This is a genomic window from Aliiglaciecola sp., from assembly GCF_039982535.1.
GTDB lineage: Bacteria > Pseudomonadota > Gammaproteobacteria > Enterobacterales > Alteromonadaceae > Aliiglaciecola.
Genome location: NZ_JBDWYG010000007.1, coordinates 172,909 through 186,812 on the forward strand (window position 1 = coordinate 172,909; position 13,904 = coordinate 186,812).

Here is a 13,904-nt window from a genome sequence, read left to right on the forward strand (position 1 = left end):
CCAGCAACGCTGGGTTTTTTATTGTTAAAAATTTGTATTTTTTTGTCTATTACATTTAATTCAAATGCCTCAGAGTAGATTAATCCTATAAAACTTAGGAATATTTACTTAATTCCTTGTCTTTATTAGGGGTTTTCTTTTATCATTTCATGTTAATAGATAAATTCAACAAAACCGTAATTTCTTGTGCGAGTTACCTGTTAGCAAATCGCTATCGGAACCAACTTTTTATGTTCAAGAAGTATCACTAAATCCGAACTTGGAGAAGAGTGGATGAGCAATGTGTCTGTCGATACAAATGATTCGTCAAATAATGACAATCAGCCTCAAGACAACCCTAGGCGCCGTTTCCTTACCGTAGCAACTTCAGTTGTTGGCGCTGCTGGTGTCGTTGGTGTAGCTGTACCTTTTATTGGTTCATGGAGCCCTAGCGAAAGAGCTAAGGCCGCTGGTGCCGATGTGCAAATTGACATTGGCAAGATTCAGCCTGGGCAAATGATTCGCGTCATCTGGCGAAGCAAGCCAGTTTGGGTTGTAAGACGTACGCCAGAATTACTAGCTTCATTAGCTAAACATGAAGATATTCTTAAGGACCCTGATTCTGAGCAAGAGCAGCAGCCAGCATTTGCTAAAAATCGCTATCGTTCTTTGAAAGAAGAGTATTTGATTCTAGTGGGAATTTGTACTCACCTAGGGTGCTCTCCTCAGCATTTAACTGATGGCGCATTCGCTGAATACGTTGAAGGCGTGGACGAAGGATTTTTCTGTCCTTGTCACGGCTCTAAATTTGATATGGCTGGTCGTGTTTTCGACGGTGTACCTGCACCATTGAATCTGGTTGTTCCGCCTTATCAATATGTTGATGATAATACCGTAATTATCGGTTCAGAAGCCGAGGGGGCAGCATAAGATGTTTAAAGGTCTTTTAGATTGGATTGAATATCGAATTCCAATGATGCGCGTTGCAAATATGCACGCTATTCAATACCCCGCACCTAAAAATATGAATTTTTGGTACATCTTTGGTTTCTTAGCCACAATTGTACTAATCAACCAAATCGTTACCGGTGTATGGTTAACTATGAACTTTGTCCCTTCTTCTGAAGGTGCATTTGCTTCTGTAGAATACATCATGCGTGACGTGCCTTATGGAGACGTACTTAGGTATATGCACTCCACAGGGGCATCTGCATTCTTTATCGTGGTCTATTTACATATGTTCCGCGGCATGATGTACGGCTCTTACCAAAAACCTCGTGAGCTATTGTGGTTATTTGGTATGTTTATCTATCTAGCGCTTATGGCTGAAGCCTTCATGGGGTATGTATTACCTTGGGGACAAATGTCTTATTGGGGAGCGCAAGTAATTGTTTCCCTGTTCAGTGCTATTCCGGTGATTGGACCTGATTTAGTTGAGTGGATTCAGGGTGACTACGTTATCTCTGGTGCTACCCTAAACCGTTTCTTTGCCTTACACGTTATCGCTTTACCATTGGTTATTGTCATACTCGTTTTCTTGCATATTGTTGCATTGCACGAAGTGGGCTCAAATAACCCAGATGGTGTTGAAGTTAAACGTAAAAAAGGTTCGTTGACTGAAGATCAAAAAACCAAGTTTGAAATGCATGAGTACTACACTAAAAAATACGACATCATTGATGACGTAGTGCCTTTCTTCCCCCATATAGTGCTGAAAGACATGGTTGCATTCGCTGCATTCTTATTTATCTTCTGCTACATCATGTTCTTTGCTCCAGGTATGGGCGGCTATTTCTTAGAGCACCCTAACTTTGAAATTGCTAACCCATTGAAAACACCTGAGCATATTTTCCCTGTTTGGTACTTCACGCCGTTTTACGCAATCTTAAAAGCGGTACCTGATAAGTTACTTGGTGTAATAGCCATGTTCGCTGCAATCGTTGCGTTGTTCTTATTACCATGGATTGATCGCGGAAAAGTGAAATCTTGGCGTTACCGTTGTGGTTTGCACCGTTGGAACCTACTGGTATTTGCTGCAGTCTTTATTTTCCTAGGTTACCTAGGTGGTACACCGCAAGAAAATTGGAAAATTATTGCGTCTCGAATCGCTACTATTATGTACTTTGGATTCTTCGTTTTGATGTTCATATACAGCAGAAATGAGAATACTAAGCCGGTACCAGAGAGGATCACGAAATGAGAAAGTTTGTATTAGTGTTAACTTTATTGTTTTCGGGACTTGCTGGTGCTGCCAGTGGCGGAATCGAAAACGACCACATCGATATTGATTTGAACGATAAAGCTGCGTTACAAAATGGTGCTAAGTTGTTCAATAACTACTGCTTGGGTTGTCATAACATGCAGTATCAGCGCTACGAGCGTAGTTTCAAAGATTTAGATATTCCTAATGAATTGGGACAAGAATACTTGCAGTTTACTGGTGAGAAAGTATCTGACCATATTAAAAGCGCTATTCCTGCAGAGAATGCCGCTAAATGGTTTGGTGCTCCACCTCCTGATTTAACCTTGGTTGCTCGTGTACGTGGTGCTGATTGGTTATACACCTATCTACGTACTTTCTATGTAGACGAGAGTAAAACCTTTGGGGTGAACAACAAACGTTTCCCTGATGTCGGTATGCCTCACGTGCTTCAAGAGTTGCAAGGTACTCCTCGCGAAACTCATGAAGAAAGAATGATCGACGGTGAAATGAAAGAAGTGTACGTTGGCATTAAAACTGACGGCAACGGTGAGATGAATACTGAAGAGTATGACAAAGCTGTGGGTGACCTTGTTCACTACCTAGTTTATGTCGGTGAACCTGGTCGTTTGAATTTGGAATCTACCGGAAGATGGGTTTTAGCCTTCATCGTTGTACTGTTTATTTTCGTTTACCTACTTAAGAAAGAATATTGGCGTGATGTTCACTAATTCACCCAAAATTAAGGTATAATCAAAAAAGGGGCGGAATTGCCCCTTTTTTTAATCAGTCTAATTCCGAACTGGAGTTAGACAACCAATCAATCTGGTGGTTTTTAAACCTTGTATTGGTTGGCCTGTTTTGTTGATTCTGGAGGATAGTTAATGGCTGTAGCCGCGAATAAACGTTCAATCATGACGTTGTTCTCTGACACAAGTGATATTTACAGTCACCAAGTACGCATAGTACTTGCGGAAAAAGGAGTGGGCGTTGAAATCAGCTATACTGATCCAACCAACCTTCCTGAAGATTTACTTGATTTAAATCCCTATGGCACAGTGCCTACACTGGTCGATAGAGAACTAGTTTTATACAAGTCCCATATCATTATGGAGTACTTGGATGAGCGTTTCCCACATCCTCCTCTTATGCCTGTTTATCCTGTATCACGCGGTCAAAGCCGTTTGATGATGCACCGTATAGAACAAGATTGGTATTCAGTTTCTGATAAGATTGTTGCAGGTAAAGGTGATTTGGATGCAGCGCGTAACGAGTTACGTGAAGCATTACTTAGTTTAGCGCCATTATTTGCTGAAACGCCATTCTTTATGAGTGAAGAGTTTAGCTTAGTTGATTGTTACTTAGCACCCCTATTGTGGAGATTGCCTGCACTTGGCATCGAACTAACTGGGGCAGGCAGTAAAGAAGTATTAGCATATATGAATCGCATATTTGCTCGTAGCTCTTTCAAAGCTTCGTTGACAGATCAAGAAAGAGAAATACACGATCCACTTTAAGTGGTTTAGGTAGCCTATTATGATGACTTCAAATCAGCCCTACTTGTTAAGAGCATTTTACGAATGGATCGTAGACAACGACTTAACACCTTATTTAGTTGTTGATGCAACTGTTGCTGGTACTAATGTGCCGCAAGAGCATGTCCGAGATGGACAGATTGTTCTTAATGTATCGCCTAGTGCATGTGTAAAACTAAACATTGGTGATGCAGATGTCAGTTTTGAAGCTCGCTTTGGCGGGGTGCCACGGCAATTAGTGGTTCCCACTCACGCTGTTTTAGCTATCTATGCGAAGGAAAATGGTGCCGGTACCGTCTTTACGCCAGATGAAAGTCTTGTCGCTGACGGAGATAAGGAAGGGACTGCTGCTACACCTAAAGCAACTCCTAAGCCTGAACGAAAAGGACCTCCGAACCTTACGGTCGTTAAGTAATTTATAAGAGGCGCTGTTTAGCGCCTTTTTTATCATCAAATAAAAATACCATAAAATTTAATATTTCTAGGAAATCACATATGCGTTATTGGTTGATTTGGGTAAGCATTTTGATTGCTGGTTGTGATAATGATGGTGTCGCTGACGACTCTATGTGGCAAATTTGTGATACTTATCAAGATATCTGCGACAACACCCACTCAGGGGCGTTGTGTACGTTGCCACGAAGTGAAGTTATTCGAGACCTAGCACGCCAACGTGAACAATTGAGTTCAATTAATACCTATGTGGCACTTAGAACCCTAGATGCTTATCGAAGTTGCTTAGAAGATGCATTTGTCTCTGAAGCGGTTCGAAACAAAAGTGACAAACAGTCACAAATGACAACTATTAGAAAAATTCCCGAACTACAAAAAGAGCTAATCGCCAGTACACGTTCAATTTCAAGACCAGAAGTTAACCTTTGGCTTTGGACAAATTCTCAGAATCAAGATAATTGGGAATCCATGGTTAATGGCTTTGAGACTGCCAAAGAAGTGCACGTTGATGTGTATGTGGCGTTAATGACCCACTACGCGAAAAATAACCAAGAACAAGGTTTGAAATACGCTCGCCAAGCACTCGAAAAAGCCGCAGTGATTAAAGATATACAGCCTTCTGTATATGAGTTTTACGTTGGTTATTATTTACAAAAAAATGATCTCGAGAAGGCTGCAATTTGGCAGGGTTTATACAGTGCCCTTGATGAAAATAAGGCACAAGTGAATGCCCATTACTTTAAGTTGCACGAGAAGATGACACCATCGCAAATACGTAGGGCTCAGAACAAAGTGAATGACTTACTGTTTGATGCTAAATGGTTGAATAAAGATATGGGGTCGTTTCCAAAAAGTTTGCAATAACTTGGAGCGGACCCTTTTCAACTAGCGACTTGGCTAAGATGTGTAACCGCTAGAAATCCCTAGTTGTTTTCAAATGCTTTGATGACTCGAGCCACTCCATTAACGTTTCGTGCGACTTCAACGGCAATATCAGCTTCACTGCTGCTAACTAGTCCCATCAAAAATACTTCTGAGTCTTCGACTTCTACAATAATATTCAAGCCATCTACTCGTTTATCACCAATTAGCGCGGTTTTTACTTTGCTTGCTAACCAGGTGTCATTAGCGATAACCGTTGCAGGGATAGGTTCAGCAATACGCATTTGATTGTGGATCTTACGCAGATTTTCAACGCTCTGGGCGGTAGTAGATACTTCCGCTTTAATCGACTCTGAAGGTGCTTGGCCAACTAATAACACTATGCCATTGAATACAGTGATATCGATTCTGGCAGCGTCTAGGCTGGCATTATTGGCAAACTTAGCCGCCAATCGGGCAGTCGTCGTTTTGTCATCTAGTTGAGTACCTAAAGTTCGTCTATCATGAGCGGCAGAAGCGGCACCGACACCAGCACCGACGACTAGGGCAGCACAACCTTGTAAAAACAAGGTGATAACAGCGATAAAAATTAGAGAGCGACGAGTTGTAAACAACATGCTTTAATCTGCTCCTTGTTCCGGGAATAAACTATCATCGATACATTCACATAAATTGTGAATAACCAATAAATGGACTTCTTGAATACGCGCAGTACGGCTGGATGGAACACGAATTTCAACATCATTCGGACCCAATAAACCTGCCATCTCACCACCGTCTTTTCCGGTAAGCGCCACTATGGTCATATCTCTGCTTAATGCAGCTTCCATAGCATTAATCACATTTCTAGAGTTACCACTAGTGGAAATGGCTAACAAAATGTCACCGGCTTGCCCTAATGCTCGAACTTGCTTAGAAAAAACTTCATCATAACTGTAATCATTAGCTATGGAAGTGATAGTCGATGAATCAGTTGTTAAAGCCATTGCAGGTAAACTGGGGCGGTCCCGTTCATAACGATTCAGAAGTTCTGAAGAAAAGTGTTGTGCGTCTCCTGCTGAGCCTCCATTCCCGCATGATAAAATTTTATTGCCGTGAATAAGTGCATCAACCATCATCTGTGATGCTTTAAAAATCGACTCTGGAAGTACTTCTCCAGCGGCTATTTTAGTCTGGATACTTTCAGTGAAATTAGCTTTTATTTGTTCAATCATGACAATCTCAATTGTGTTTTAAATAGAATTCCAATGGCGCTTTTAGACCGACTTGAACCATTGAATTTGATCACCGTCAATTGCAACTAAATCAATCCGATGCGCTACCATTGCGGGGTTTAGACGGTGAAAGTGCATAAAATGTTTCACTGCCTGAGTAAATTTTTTTCGTTTGGCTGCATGAAAATATTCCGCTGCCGTACCATAATCAGAATTGCTGCGATATTTGACTTCAACAAATACCCATTCTTGGCCGTCTCGCATAACTAAATCAATTTCACCTGAGCGACAATGATAATTGCTCTGATAAAAATCCAGTCCATTTTCTTGCAAGTAATGGCGAGCTTTTATCTCTGATTGTTGCCCAGTTTCCCTGGCAAAGCGTTGCTTAATCCATTGCAAGCAAAATAACCTCTCTTTCAGTAATCTTACCGAAGGGTAGAACACGAATAACATTACCGCTTTGGTCTACAGAAAGGGTGCCTGTTAACCCCTTAACTGAAACCTGAGGCAAAGCTTCTAGACTCGTCAACACTGGTACCAGAGTATAGGCATCAAAACCTAAAGCAAACAAACGTTTTAAAGTATCGTCTTGTTTCGGCCAAATCGCTTCAACTTCACTTTTCAAAGACTGATGCTCCCCATCTGGTAACATCCAAGGCATATCTGTAAAGGTGATGTTACGCAGGTCACGTAAGGTATTGTTACTGAAATTCTTACTGTAGCTTCGTGAAGAAGCGTAAACAGGAACAGCTTTGTCGTTAAAGGGACTTAAACTGGTTTCAACGATAGGATTAAGTAATTCAGTCTGCTCAGGTGATGCAAATAACACTATGGCATCAATATCCCGGCGATTACGTGGTACCGAATAAATTTTTTCGCTAGTGATACTTTCTAATTGGTCAATACGAGTTTTACTTTGAGAAACATCCAGTAACGTGGTTAGGCTGGTACGCATGCTCTTATTATCGGTAAAGGTCGCTACTCCTGGTGCTACACCATCACCGTCAGTTAATAGTTGCCAAGTTTGTAAAAAGGCATTCGCCATACGTTTAGGTGCGCCACTCTGTTGGGTCACAACAATAGGGCTGAGTGCTCCAGTTTTGAATACTTTGTTAGCTAATTGCACGGCTTCGTCTTCTGGTGATAACGCAAAATATATGCGAATACCAGGTTCACTTACGCCGTCAACCTGTTCTGTTACTTCTGGCTCTAGGTTGGCTAGCTCTGTACTTTGTTTATCATTAAGGAGTGACGGATCTATACTGCCGGGTTCAGATACGAGTTTGCTGTTATCGAGTCGATTTAAGCCGATGATATTTAGCTCTGGTGGAGCTAACTGAGTAAATTCTGCCAACTTGTCTTTTACCAAAGGACCTATCACCACATCATATTCTGATACTTCTGCTACCAGTTCCGTCATTGGTTTATTTTCAATATCGAAAAAATGCAGTGCAGGGAAGCCATCTTTTGCATCACTTGAGATGGATGTTTGATTTGAGTAGTAGGCAGCCAAAAGACCTTGTTTTATAGCTAAACCTTGTTGAGATAGTCGGCCAGAAAGCGGTAAGAGTACCGCTATCTTTTGCATTTCTAAGGGGCGTATATCTATCGCTCGTTGAATTTCTTCTGGTAAGTTAACACTCAACGGGTGTGACCCGAAACGAGTTTGCCATTCATCCACTGCAACTTGTAATTGTTGTGGTTGTAGACCAAAACGTTTAACAATTAAGCTCAATTGTAACCACGGAGATAATTCTGAATGGGAACGAAGAGCATTCTCTAACTCTTGTTCGTTCAACCGTTGTAGCAAATACCATATGTTTTGCTCTTGCAGATTTTCGACGGGTTCAATTTGGTTCAACGCCAGTGCTGCATTGAGCCACTGCTTTAAGTGCACGTATTGTCTATGCTGAATGTGAAACACGCGATTCTTATGATTAAGATCTGGGTTTATTTGCCCTAGCAGCGTGGCAACTTTTTCCCAATTAGTGGGGGTTTTAGTCAATTCACATTCTGCGAGTAGAATCTGTGCTTGATTACGCAACGCCGTATCTGAGATTTCAGCCATAGTGAGTAGCACCACTTTTTCGCTTTGCTGGCATTGTTCTTGTTGCTTATATGACTCTGCTGCTTGCAAGATCCATTGGTTACGCTGAGTTTTGTCTTTGCTATCAGCATAAATGCGTTTTGCTTCATTTAAGTAAAAAATAGGATCTTTGGGTAACGCTTCTTCTTGTTGCGTTGTTTGTTGTTTGGACTTATTGCTACTAGTCGTTTTGGTTGCTTCGGGTGTAGAGCCACAACCAATTAATGCCGCGGCAGCACTATAAACAACTAACCATTTTAACTTGCCCATTGATACTCTCAAAATTTTCCAACCCATTTATCTTTAGGTAGTTTAAAATGCCTAATGATGTAAAACAATCAAAGGCTGATTATAAGTGGCAAAAACTGGCACATTGTTCATTGTTTCAACACCCATTGGCAATTTGGACGATATTACGCACCGCGCAATCAAAGTATTAAATGAAGTTGATTTGATTGCCGCTGAAGATACACGGCATAGTCAAAAGCTGTTACAACATTGGGGAATAAACACCCGAATGACGGCAGTTCATGATCACAATGAGAAACAAATATCCGATCGTTTAATTGAACAGTTGAAGGGGGGAATGGATATCGCGTTAATTTCCGATGCCGGCACACCTTTAATAAGTGATCCTGGTTATAACTTAGTGAATCGTTGCACTGATAAAGAGGTAACTGTGGTGCCTGTACCTGGAGTTTGCGCTGCAATTGCCGCTTTAAGTGCATCTGGCTTGCCGACCGATCAGTTTCTGTTCTATGGTTTTTTGCCAGTTAAGCAGGTGGCTAAACACAGTGTGTTAGAGCGTTTAAATAGCGAAACCGCCACCACAGTATTCTACGAGTCTCCTCGTCGTATAGCCGATACTGTGAAGGCCATTATTGAGGTGCTGGGGGAAGAGCGCAAAATAACCATTGCCAAAGAAATCACTAAAGCATTTGAAACGTTTTATTCGGCGTCGGCGGTTGAGGTGCTAGCCTGGCTTTTAGATGATGCCAACCATCAGCGTGGAGAATTTGTATTGATGGTTGCCGGTGCGCCAAAAAATGATACTGAGATGCCTCCTGAAAGTCTGCAACTATTGAAAACCTTGATGGCCGAGCTACCATTGAAAAAGGCCGCAGCCATTACAGCCTCCCATTACGGCCTTAAAAAGAATGCACTCTATCAGTATGGTTTAACCTTGAATGATTAATCTCAAGGCCATCTTTGTGGCGCTGCTGTTTGTGTGTGCTGGTATCAATATTCCGGTCGCTAATTATGCTTATGGCGCGTCAGAAAAAACCTTAGTTCACACTGAAAGCGAGGATAAAAGTGAGGATAAAAGCGAGCAGGGCGCTTGGTATTCTGATAGTCGCGGCATTATGGGTACCAATATTCACACCGAAATTTGGGCCACATCCCCGCAATTAGGTCACGCGGCCGTAGAAGCCGTCATGCAGGAAATGCAGCGTATAAATCAGCTCATGAGTCCGTATATCGACAGCAGTGAATTGTCGAAAGTGAATCGTTTGGCTCCACACTCAGAGGTGCCCGTTTCTTCTGAATTGTTTGAGTTATTGCAATTGTCTGTGGGCTTATCAGAAGAAACCCAAGGGGCATTCGATATTACCTTTGCCAGTGTGGGTTATCTGTACGACTATCGACAAAAGCAACGTCCCGACTCGCAAACTATTAAAAGTTTGTTGGATGCAATTAATTATCGGCATCTACAGTTAAATCCAGACACCCAATCAGTGGCTTTTACTCACCCAAAAGTGAAAATTGATTTAGGTGGCATTGCCAAAGGGCACGCTGTTGATAACGCCTTATCTATTCTCAAAAACATGGGAATTGAGCATGCTCTGGTGACAGCTGGCGGAGATACAGGGTTGTTAGGGGATCGTAATGGCCGTCCATGGACGGTGGGGATCCGCGATCCGCGAAATCATCAAAAACAAGCGGTGGTTTTACCCCTTGAAAACACAGCTATGTCCACTTCTGGAGATTATGAGCGTTACTTCGAAGAAGATGGCAAACGTTACCATCATATTCTGTCACCCAAAAGTGGTGAATCCAGCTATGAAGTGCAAAGTGTGACTATCATTGGCCCTAGAAGCACCTTGAATGACGGTTTATCCACCGCGGTGTTTGTATTAGGGGTAAAAAAAGGCATAAATTTAATTAACCGCACCCGCGGTTATGAAGCCATTATTTTGGATAATCAACGCCGTCTCCATTATTCCCGTTCATTTGAAGCCGTCAATGTCCAGAATTGATCCTGGCATCTTTCTAGTAGTACTAGGTACTGTCCTATTTTCCAGTAAAGCGATTATGATCAAATACCTCTACCAGTTAGGTATAGGTCCATTGGAATTGCAAACACTGCGTATGTTGTTTGTTTTACCTTTCTATTTACTGATTTTAATCTGGTCGTTACAACGAGCAGGCTGGGGAACCCTGAGTGCAAAGGAATTATTAGCCTGCTGTGCAGCGGGTATTGCTTGTTATCATTTAGGTAGCTACTTTGATTTACTCGGCTTGCAATACATTACGGCAGGACTAGAGAGAATCATTCTATTCTGTTATCCGGCGGTGGCTATCTTATTTGGTTGGTGGTTTTTGCAAGAAAAGCCGGTGCCTAAAGTCTGGTTAGCACTGATATTGTCTTATGCTGGCATTTTTGTGTTCTTCTATGCCGACCTTTCTTTTGGTGGTGAAAATCTCTATTTAGGCAGTTTTTTGGTGTTTATTGCGAGTATTTTAACGGCTTGGTATTTGGTGGCGACCCAACGTTTTTCCCGTCAAATTGGTAGCCAACGTTTTGTCTGTTTAGCCATGATATCAGCCTGTATTACCCTGCTTATCCACTCCTATGCCGCAGGTGTTGGAGATTTATTGGATTACTCAAATGAACTCTATATAGGTGGTTTGATTGTGGCGATTTTTATGACCTTGATCCCCTCATTTATGATCAGTGCCGGGGTAAAACGAATAGGCGCAAGTAAAGCCTCTATTGTCGGGGCAGTAGGACCTCTATTTACCATTATTTTATCTAATCAGTTGCTGGATGAGCCTGTCACTCTTTTGCATATAACTGGATTATTGTTGGTAATTTTAGGCATGCGGCAACTGAAAAATTAATTGCCGCGCAAAGTATATTTGTGAAGTGGGGATGAGGTTTAGTCGAGATGAAAGGACTATGAAAGCCGATTTTTGAAATCTTGGTAATTAAACTGACGAATTAGCTCAAATTCGCCATTTTTTCGAATGATGCCAATGGCTGGGTGTTCAACACCGTTGAAGAACGTGGTTTTGACCATGGTGTAATGGATCATATCTTCAAACACAATCCGTTCACCTACTGTTAATTGATGGTCAAAGCTATAAGTATCAATAACGTCACCGGCTAAACAGGAGTTGCCGCCAAGTTTATAGTCAAAAGCTTTTTCACCTGGTTCCCCTGCGTCTGTCACCTCAGGCCGATAGGGCATTTCCAGCACATCGGGCATATGACCGGTGGCAGAGATATCCAAAATAGCAATTTGCCCGTCATTTTCCACTATATCCACGACTTCAGACACTAAACTGCCAGTTTGCCACGCTACTGCAGAACCTGGCTCAAGAATAATATGAATATGTGGATGACGTTGTTTAAATTGCGTCAAGGTGTCAATTAGGTGCTCTAGGTTATAACCCTGTTTGGTCATCAAGTGACCGCCACCTAAATTTAACCATTTAATCTCTGGTAGCCATTTTGCGAAGCGTTTTTCTACTGCCAGTAAAGTTCGTTCTGTGGCATAAGAATCACACTCACATAAGTTGTGCACGTGAAAACCCTCGATACCCGTTAAATCAGCCCCTTCTAAATCCGCCAGTCGAATGCCTAAACGTGAGCCAGGTGCACTGGGATCATAGAGTTCAGTTTCCGCTTCGCGGTGTTCTGGGTTCAAGCGTATGCCAGCAGATATCCCGGCAGCCAAAACTTGCTCTTTATAACGCTGCCACTGAGTTAAACTATTAAATGAAATGTGATTCACTAATTGTAATAACTCGTGCATATCTGCCGGTTTGTAGGCCGGTGAAAAAGCATGGACTTCTTGACCCATTTCATACTTGGCAAGTTTGGCTTCCCAAACTGAACTGGCGGTGCAACCTTTTAAATATTTACCCACCAGATCAAAGGTAGACCACATGGCAAAACCTTTAAGGGCAAGAATAATGTCTACCCCAGCTTCTCGCTGTACTCGTTCCATTATTTGTAAATTGTGTTCGAGTTTAGACTCTTCACACACATAACATGGTGAAGGGATTGCTGGGTTTAACATTTGCTCGCTCAAGGTCTGACTCCCAATTAGCGTTTAAACGGGCTTTGCTCGCACTCTAACACCTGCCAAGGCAGTCCGTGTTGATTAAGCATTTCCATAAACGGGTCTGGATCGAATTGTTCCATGTTCCATACCCCTTCACCTTTCCAGGTACCGTTTAACATAAGCGCCGCACCAATCATTGCCGGCACACCGGTAGTGTAGGAAACGGCTTGCGCGCCAACTTCTTCAAAACAGGCTGCGTGATCACAGTTGTTGTATATAAAGATGGTTTTTTCTTTGCCATCTTTAATACCTGTGATGTAAGTACCTATGCAGGTCATGCCGGTGTAACCTTCGGCAAGTGAACCTGGATTTGGTAGCACGGCTTTTAAGAATTCAAGGGGCACAATTTGTTGGCCTTGGAAATCAATGGGTTCAATGCTGGTCATGCCAATACCTTCAAGCACCTTAAGGTGGTTCAAGTAAGCATCACCAAAGGTCATCCAAAAACGAGCACGTTTTAAACTAGGGAAATGTTTAACAATCGACTCTAACTCTTCATGGAACATCAAATATGATGCTCTGACCCCAATGTTTTGGTAATCCAGATCTTCTCTGACACTCAATGGATCAGTTTCTTTCCATTGACCATTCTCCCAAAAACGTCCTCGTTGAGTGATTTCGCGGATATTTATCTCTGGGTTGAAGTTAGTGGCAAAAGCTTGACCATGGTCGCCACCATTACAATCGACAATATCCAAATAATGAATTTCATCAAAATAATGTTTAGCTGCATAGGCGGTGTAAACATTAGTTACACCGGGATCAAACCCACTTCCTAAAAGAGCCATTATGCCTTTTTGTTTAAATCTGTCTTGGTAGGCCCATTGCCATGAATATTCAAATTTGGCTTCATCTTTTGGTTCGTAGTTGGCGGTATCTAAGTAGTTCGTTCCCGTAGCAAGACAAGCATCCATAATAGGAAGATCTTGATAGGGCAGCGCTAAGTTAATAAGCAAATCAGGTTTTACTTTATTAATTAACGCTTCAACTTCTGCGGCATTATCAGCATCAATGGCAAATACTGCTTTTACGCGATCTGCGCCAACTTCAGCTTGTAGCGCTTCGCATTTTGATACTGTTCTGCTGGCCAAATAGATTTCATCGAAATGCTCAGGCATACGGGCACATTTTTTAATGGTGACTGCAGCAACGCCGCCAGCACCGATGATCAAAACACGAGACATATTAGCTTCCTTTTAT

At 42.1% G+C, this 13,904-nt stretch carries 15 protein-coding genes; 9 read left to right on the forward strand and 6 right to left on the reverse strand.

Features of this window, described 5'->3' with window-relative positions; genetic code table 11:
- Positions 1-273 precede the first annotated feature (273 nt).
- The 6 genes from petA to ABJV04_RS00795 all read left to right on the forward strand — a co-directional run bounded on the left by petA (position 274) and on the right by ABJV04_RS00795 (position 5,031).
- A complete protein-coding gene (gene petA, locus ABJV04_RS00770; RefSeq protein WP_303472590.1) occupies positions 274-909 on the forward strand; it encodes a ubiquinol-cytochrome c reductase iron-sulfur subunit in 636 nt (211 codons plus the stop codon).
- A 1-nt stretch (position 910) separates the two neighbouring features.
- A complete protein-coding gene (locus tag ABJV04_RS00775) occupies positions 911-2,179 on the forward strand; it encodes a cytochrome b N-terminal domain-containing protein (RefSeq protein ID WP_303472588.1) in 1,269 nt (422 codons plus the stop codon).
- A complete protein-coding gene (locus ABJV04_RS00780; RefSeq protein ID WP_348489195.1) occupies positions 2,176-2,910 on the forward strand; it encodes a cytochrome c1 in 735 nt (244 codons plus the stop codon). Before ABJV04_RS00775 ends, ABJV04_RS00780 begins: the two co-directional genes overlap by 4 nt.
- A gap of 153 nt (positions 2,911-3,063) precedes the next feature.
- Positions 3,064-3,696, forward strand: a complete 633-nt coding sequence (gene sspA / locus ABJV04_RS00785) for a stringent starvation protein SspA (protein ID WP_348489196.1) — start codon at positions 3,064-3,066, stop codon at positions 3,694-3,696.
- A 22-nt stretch (positions 3,697-3,718) separates the two neighbouring features.
- Positions 3,719-4,129, forward strand: coding sequence for a ClpXP protease specificity-enhancing factor (locus ABJV04_RS00790; RefSeq protein ID WP_348489305.1), 411 nt, complete (start codon positions 3,719-3,721; stop codon positions 4,127-4,129).
- An 80-nt stretch (positions 4,130-4,209) separates the two neighbouring features.
- Entirely contained in the window at positions 4,210-5,031 is an 822-nt protein-coding gene (locus tag ABJV04_RS00795) for a DUF2989 domain-containing protein (protein ID WP_348489197.1), read from the forward strand.
- A gap of 59 nt (positions 5,032-5,090) precedes the next feature.
- Here ABJV04_RS00795 and ABJV04_RS00800 read toward each other — a convergent pair whose 3' ends face one another.
- The 4 genes from ABJV04_RS00800 to ABJV04_RS00815 are packed head-to-tail and all read right to left on the reverse strand — an operon-like array spanning position 5,091 to position 8,622.
- Complete coding sequence (locus ABJV04_RS00800; RefSeq protein ID WP_348489198.1) at positions 5,091-5,666, reverse strand: BON domain-containing protein; 576 nt, start codon at positions 5,664-5,666, stop codon at positions 5,091-5,093.
- A gap of 3 nt (positions 5,667-5,669) precedes the next feature.
- Positions 5,670-6,263, reverse strand: coding sequence for a phosphoheptose isomerase (locus ABJV04_RS00805; protein WP_348489199.1), 594 nt, complete (start codon positions 6,261-6,263; stop codon positions 5,670-5,672).
- Positions 6,264-6,305: 42 nt separating this feature from the next.
- Positions 6,306-6,665 (reverse strand): YraN family protein, encoded by a 360-nt coding sequence (locus ABJV04_RS00810; RefSeq protein ID WP_348489200.1) that lies wholly within the window; start codon positions 6,663-6,665, stop codon positions 6,306-6,308.
- Positions 6,652-8,622 carry a penicillin-binding protein activator gene (locus tag ABJV04_RS00815; RefSeq protein ID WP_348489201.1) on the reverse strand — a complete coding sequence of 657 codons (1,971 nt, stop codon included), beginning with the start codon at positions 8,620-8,622 and terminating at the stop codon, positions 6,652-6,654. Before ABJV04_RS00815 ends, ABJV04_RS00810 begins: the two co-directional genes overlap by 14 nt.
- An 85-nt stretch (positions 8,623-8,707) precedes the next feature.
- Between ABJV04_RS00815 and rsmI the strand changes: the two genes are divergently transcribed.
- From rsmI to ABJV04_RS00830, 3 genes are all read left to right on the forward strand, one after another.
- The gene (gene rsmI, locus ABJV04_RS00820) at positions 8,708-9,547 is read left to right on the forward strand and encodes a 16S rRNA (cytidine(1402)-2'-O)-methyltransferase (RefSeq protein ID WP_348489202.1); all 840 of its coding nucleotides are present in this window, start codon (positions 8,708-8,710) and stop codon (positions 9,545-9,547) included.
- A gap of 169 nt (positions 9,548-9,716) precedes the next feature.
- Positions 9,717-10,610 (forward strand): FAD:protein FMN transferase, encoded by an 894-nt coding sequence (locus tag ABJV04_RS00825; protein WP_348489306.1) that lies wholly within the window; start codon positions 9,717-9,719, stop codon positions 10,608-10,610.
- Complete coding sequence (locus ABJV04_RS00830; RefSeq protein WP_348489203.1) at positions 10,597-11,475, forward strand: DMT family transporter; 879 nt, start codon at positions 10,597-10,599, stop codon at positions 11,473-11,475. Before ABJV04_RS00825 ends, ABJV04_RS00830 begins: the two co-directional genes overlap by 14 nt.
- Positions 11,476-11,531: 56 nt before the next feature.
- Here ABJV04_RS00830 and nspC read toward each other — a convergent pair whose 3' ends face one another.
- Positions 11,532-12,671, reverse strand: a complete 1,140-nt coding sequence (gene nspC, locus ABJV04_RS00835) for a carboxynorspermidine decarboxylase (RefSeq protein WP_348489204.1) — start codon at positions 12,669-12,671, stop codon at positions 11,532-11,534.
- A 14-nt stretch (positions 12,672-12,685) separates the two neighbouring features.
- Complete coding sequence (locus ABJV04_RS00840; RefSeq protein WP_348489205.1) at positions 12,686-13,888, reverse strand: saccharopine dehydrogenase family protein; 1,203 nt, start codon at positions 13,886-13,888, stop codon at positions 12,686-12,688.
- Positions 13,889-13,904 lie beyond the last annotated feature (16 nt).

Coding starts and splice junctions, on each gene's coding strand:
- ABJV04_RS00815 (WP_348489201.1), bottom strand. CDS start 8,622: ATGGGCAAGTTAAAATGGTTAGTTGTTTATAGTGCTGCCGCGGCATTA.
- ABJV04_RS00805 (WP_348489199.1), bottom strand. CDS start 6,263: ATGATTGAACAAATAAAAGCTAATTTCACTGAAAGTATCCAGACTAAA.
- ABJV04_RS00775 (WP_303472588.1), top strand. CDS start 911: ATGTTTAAAGGTCTTTTAGATTGGATTGAATATCGAATTCCAATGATG.
- ABJV04_RS00780 (WP_348489195.1), top strand. CDS start 2,176: ATGAGAAAGTTTGTATTAGTGTTAACTTTATTGTTTTCGGGACTTGCT.
- ABJV04_RS00800 (WP_348489198.1), bottom strand. CDS start 5,666: ATGTTGTTTACAACTCGTCGCTCTCTAATTTTTATCGCTGTTATCACC.
- ABJV04_RS00830 (WP_348489203.1), top strand. CDS start 10,597: ATGTCCAGAATTGATCCTGGCATCTTTCTAGTAGTACTAGGTACTGTC.
- sspA (WP_348489196.1), top strand. CDS start 3,064: ATGGCTGTAGCCGCGAATAAACGTTCAATCATGACGTTGTTCTCTGAC.
- ABJV04_RS00795 (WP_348489197.1), top strand. CDS start 4,210: ATGCGTTATTGGTTGATTTGGGTAAGCATTTTGATTGCTGGTTGTGAT.
- ABJV04_RS00790 (WP_348489305.1), top strand. CDS start 3,719: ATGACTTCAAATCAGCCCTACTTGTTAAGAGCATTTTACGAATGGATC.
- ABJV04_RS00825 (WP_348489306.1), top strand. CDS start 9,717: ATGGGTACCAATATTCACACCGAAATTTGGGCCACATCCCCGCAATTA.
- petA (WP_303472590.1), top strand. CDS start 274: ATGAGCAATGTGTCTGTCGATACAAATGATTCGTCAAATAATGACAAT.
- ABJV04_RS00840 (WP_348489205.1), bottom strand. CDS start 13,888: ATGTCTCGTGTTTTGATCATCGGTGCTGGCGGCGTTGCTGCAGTCACC.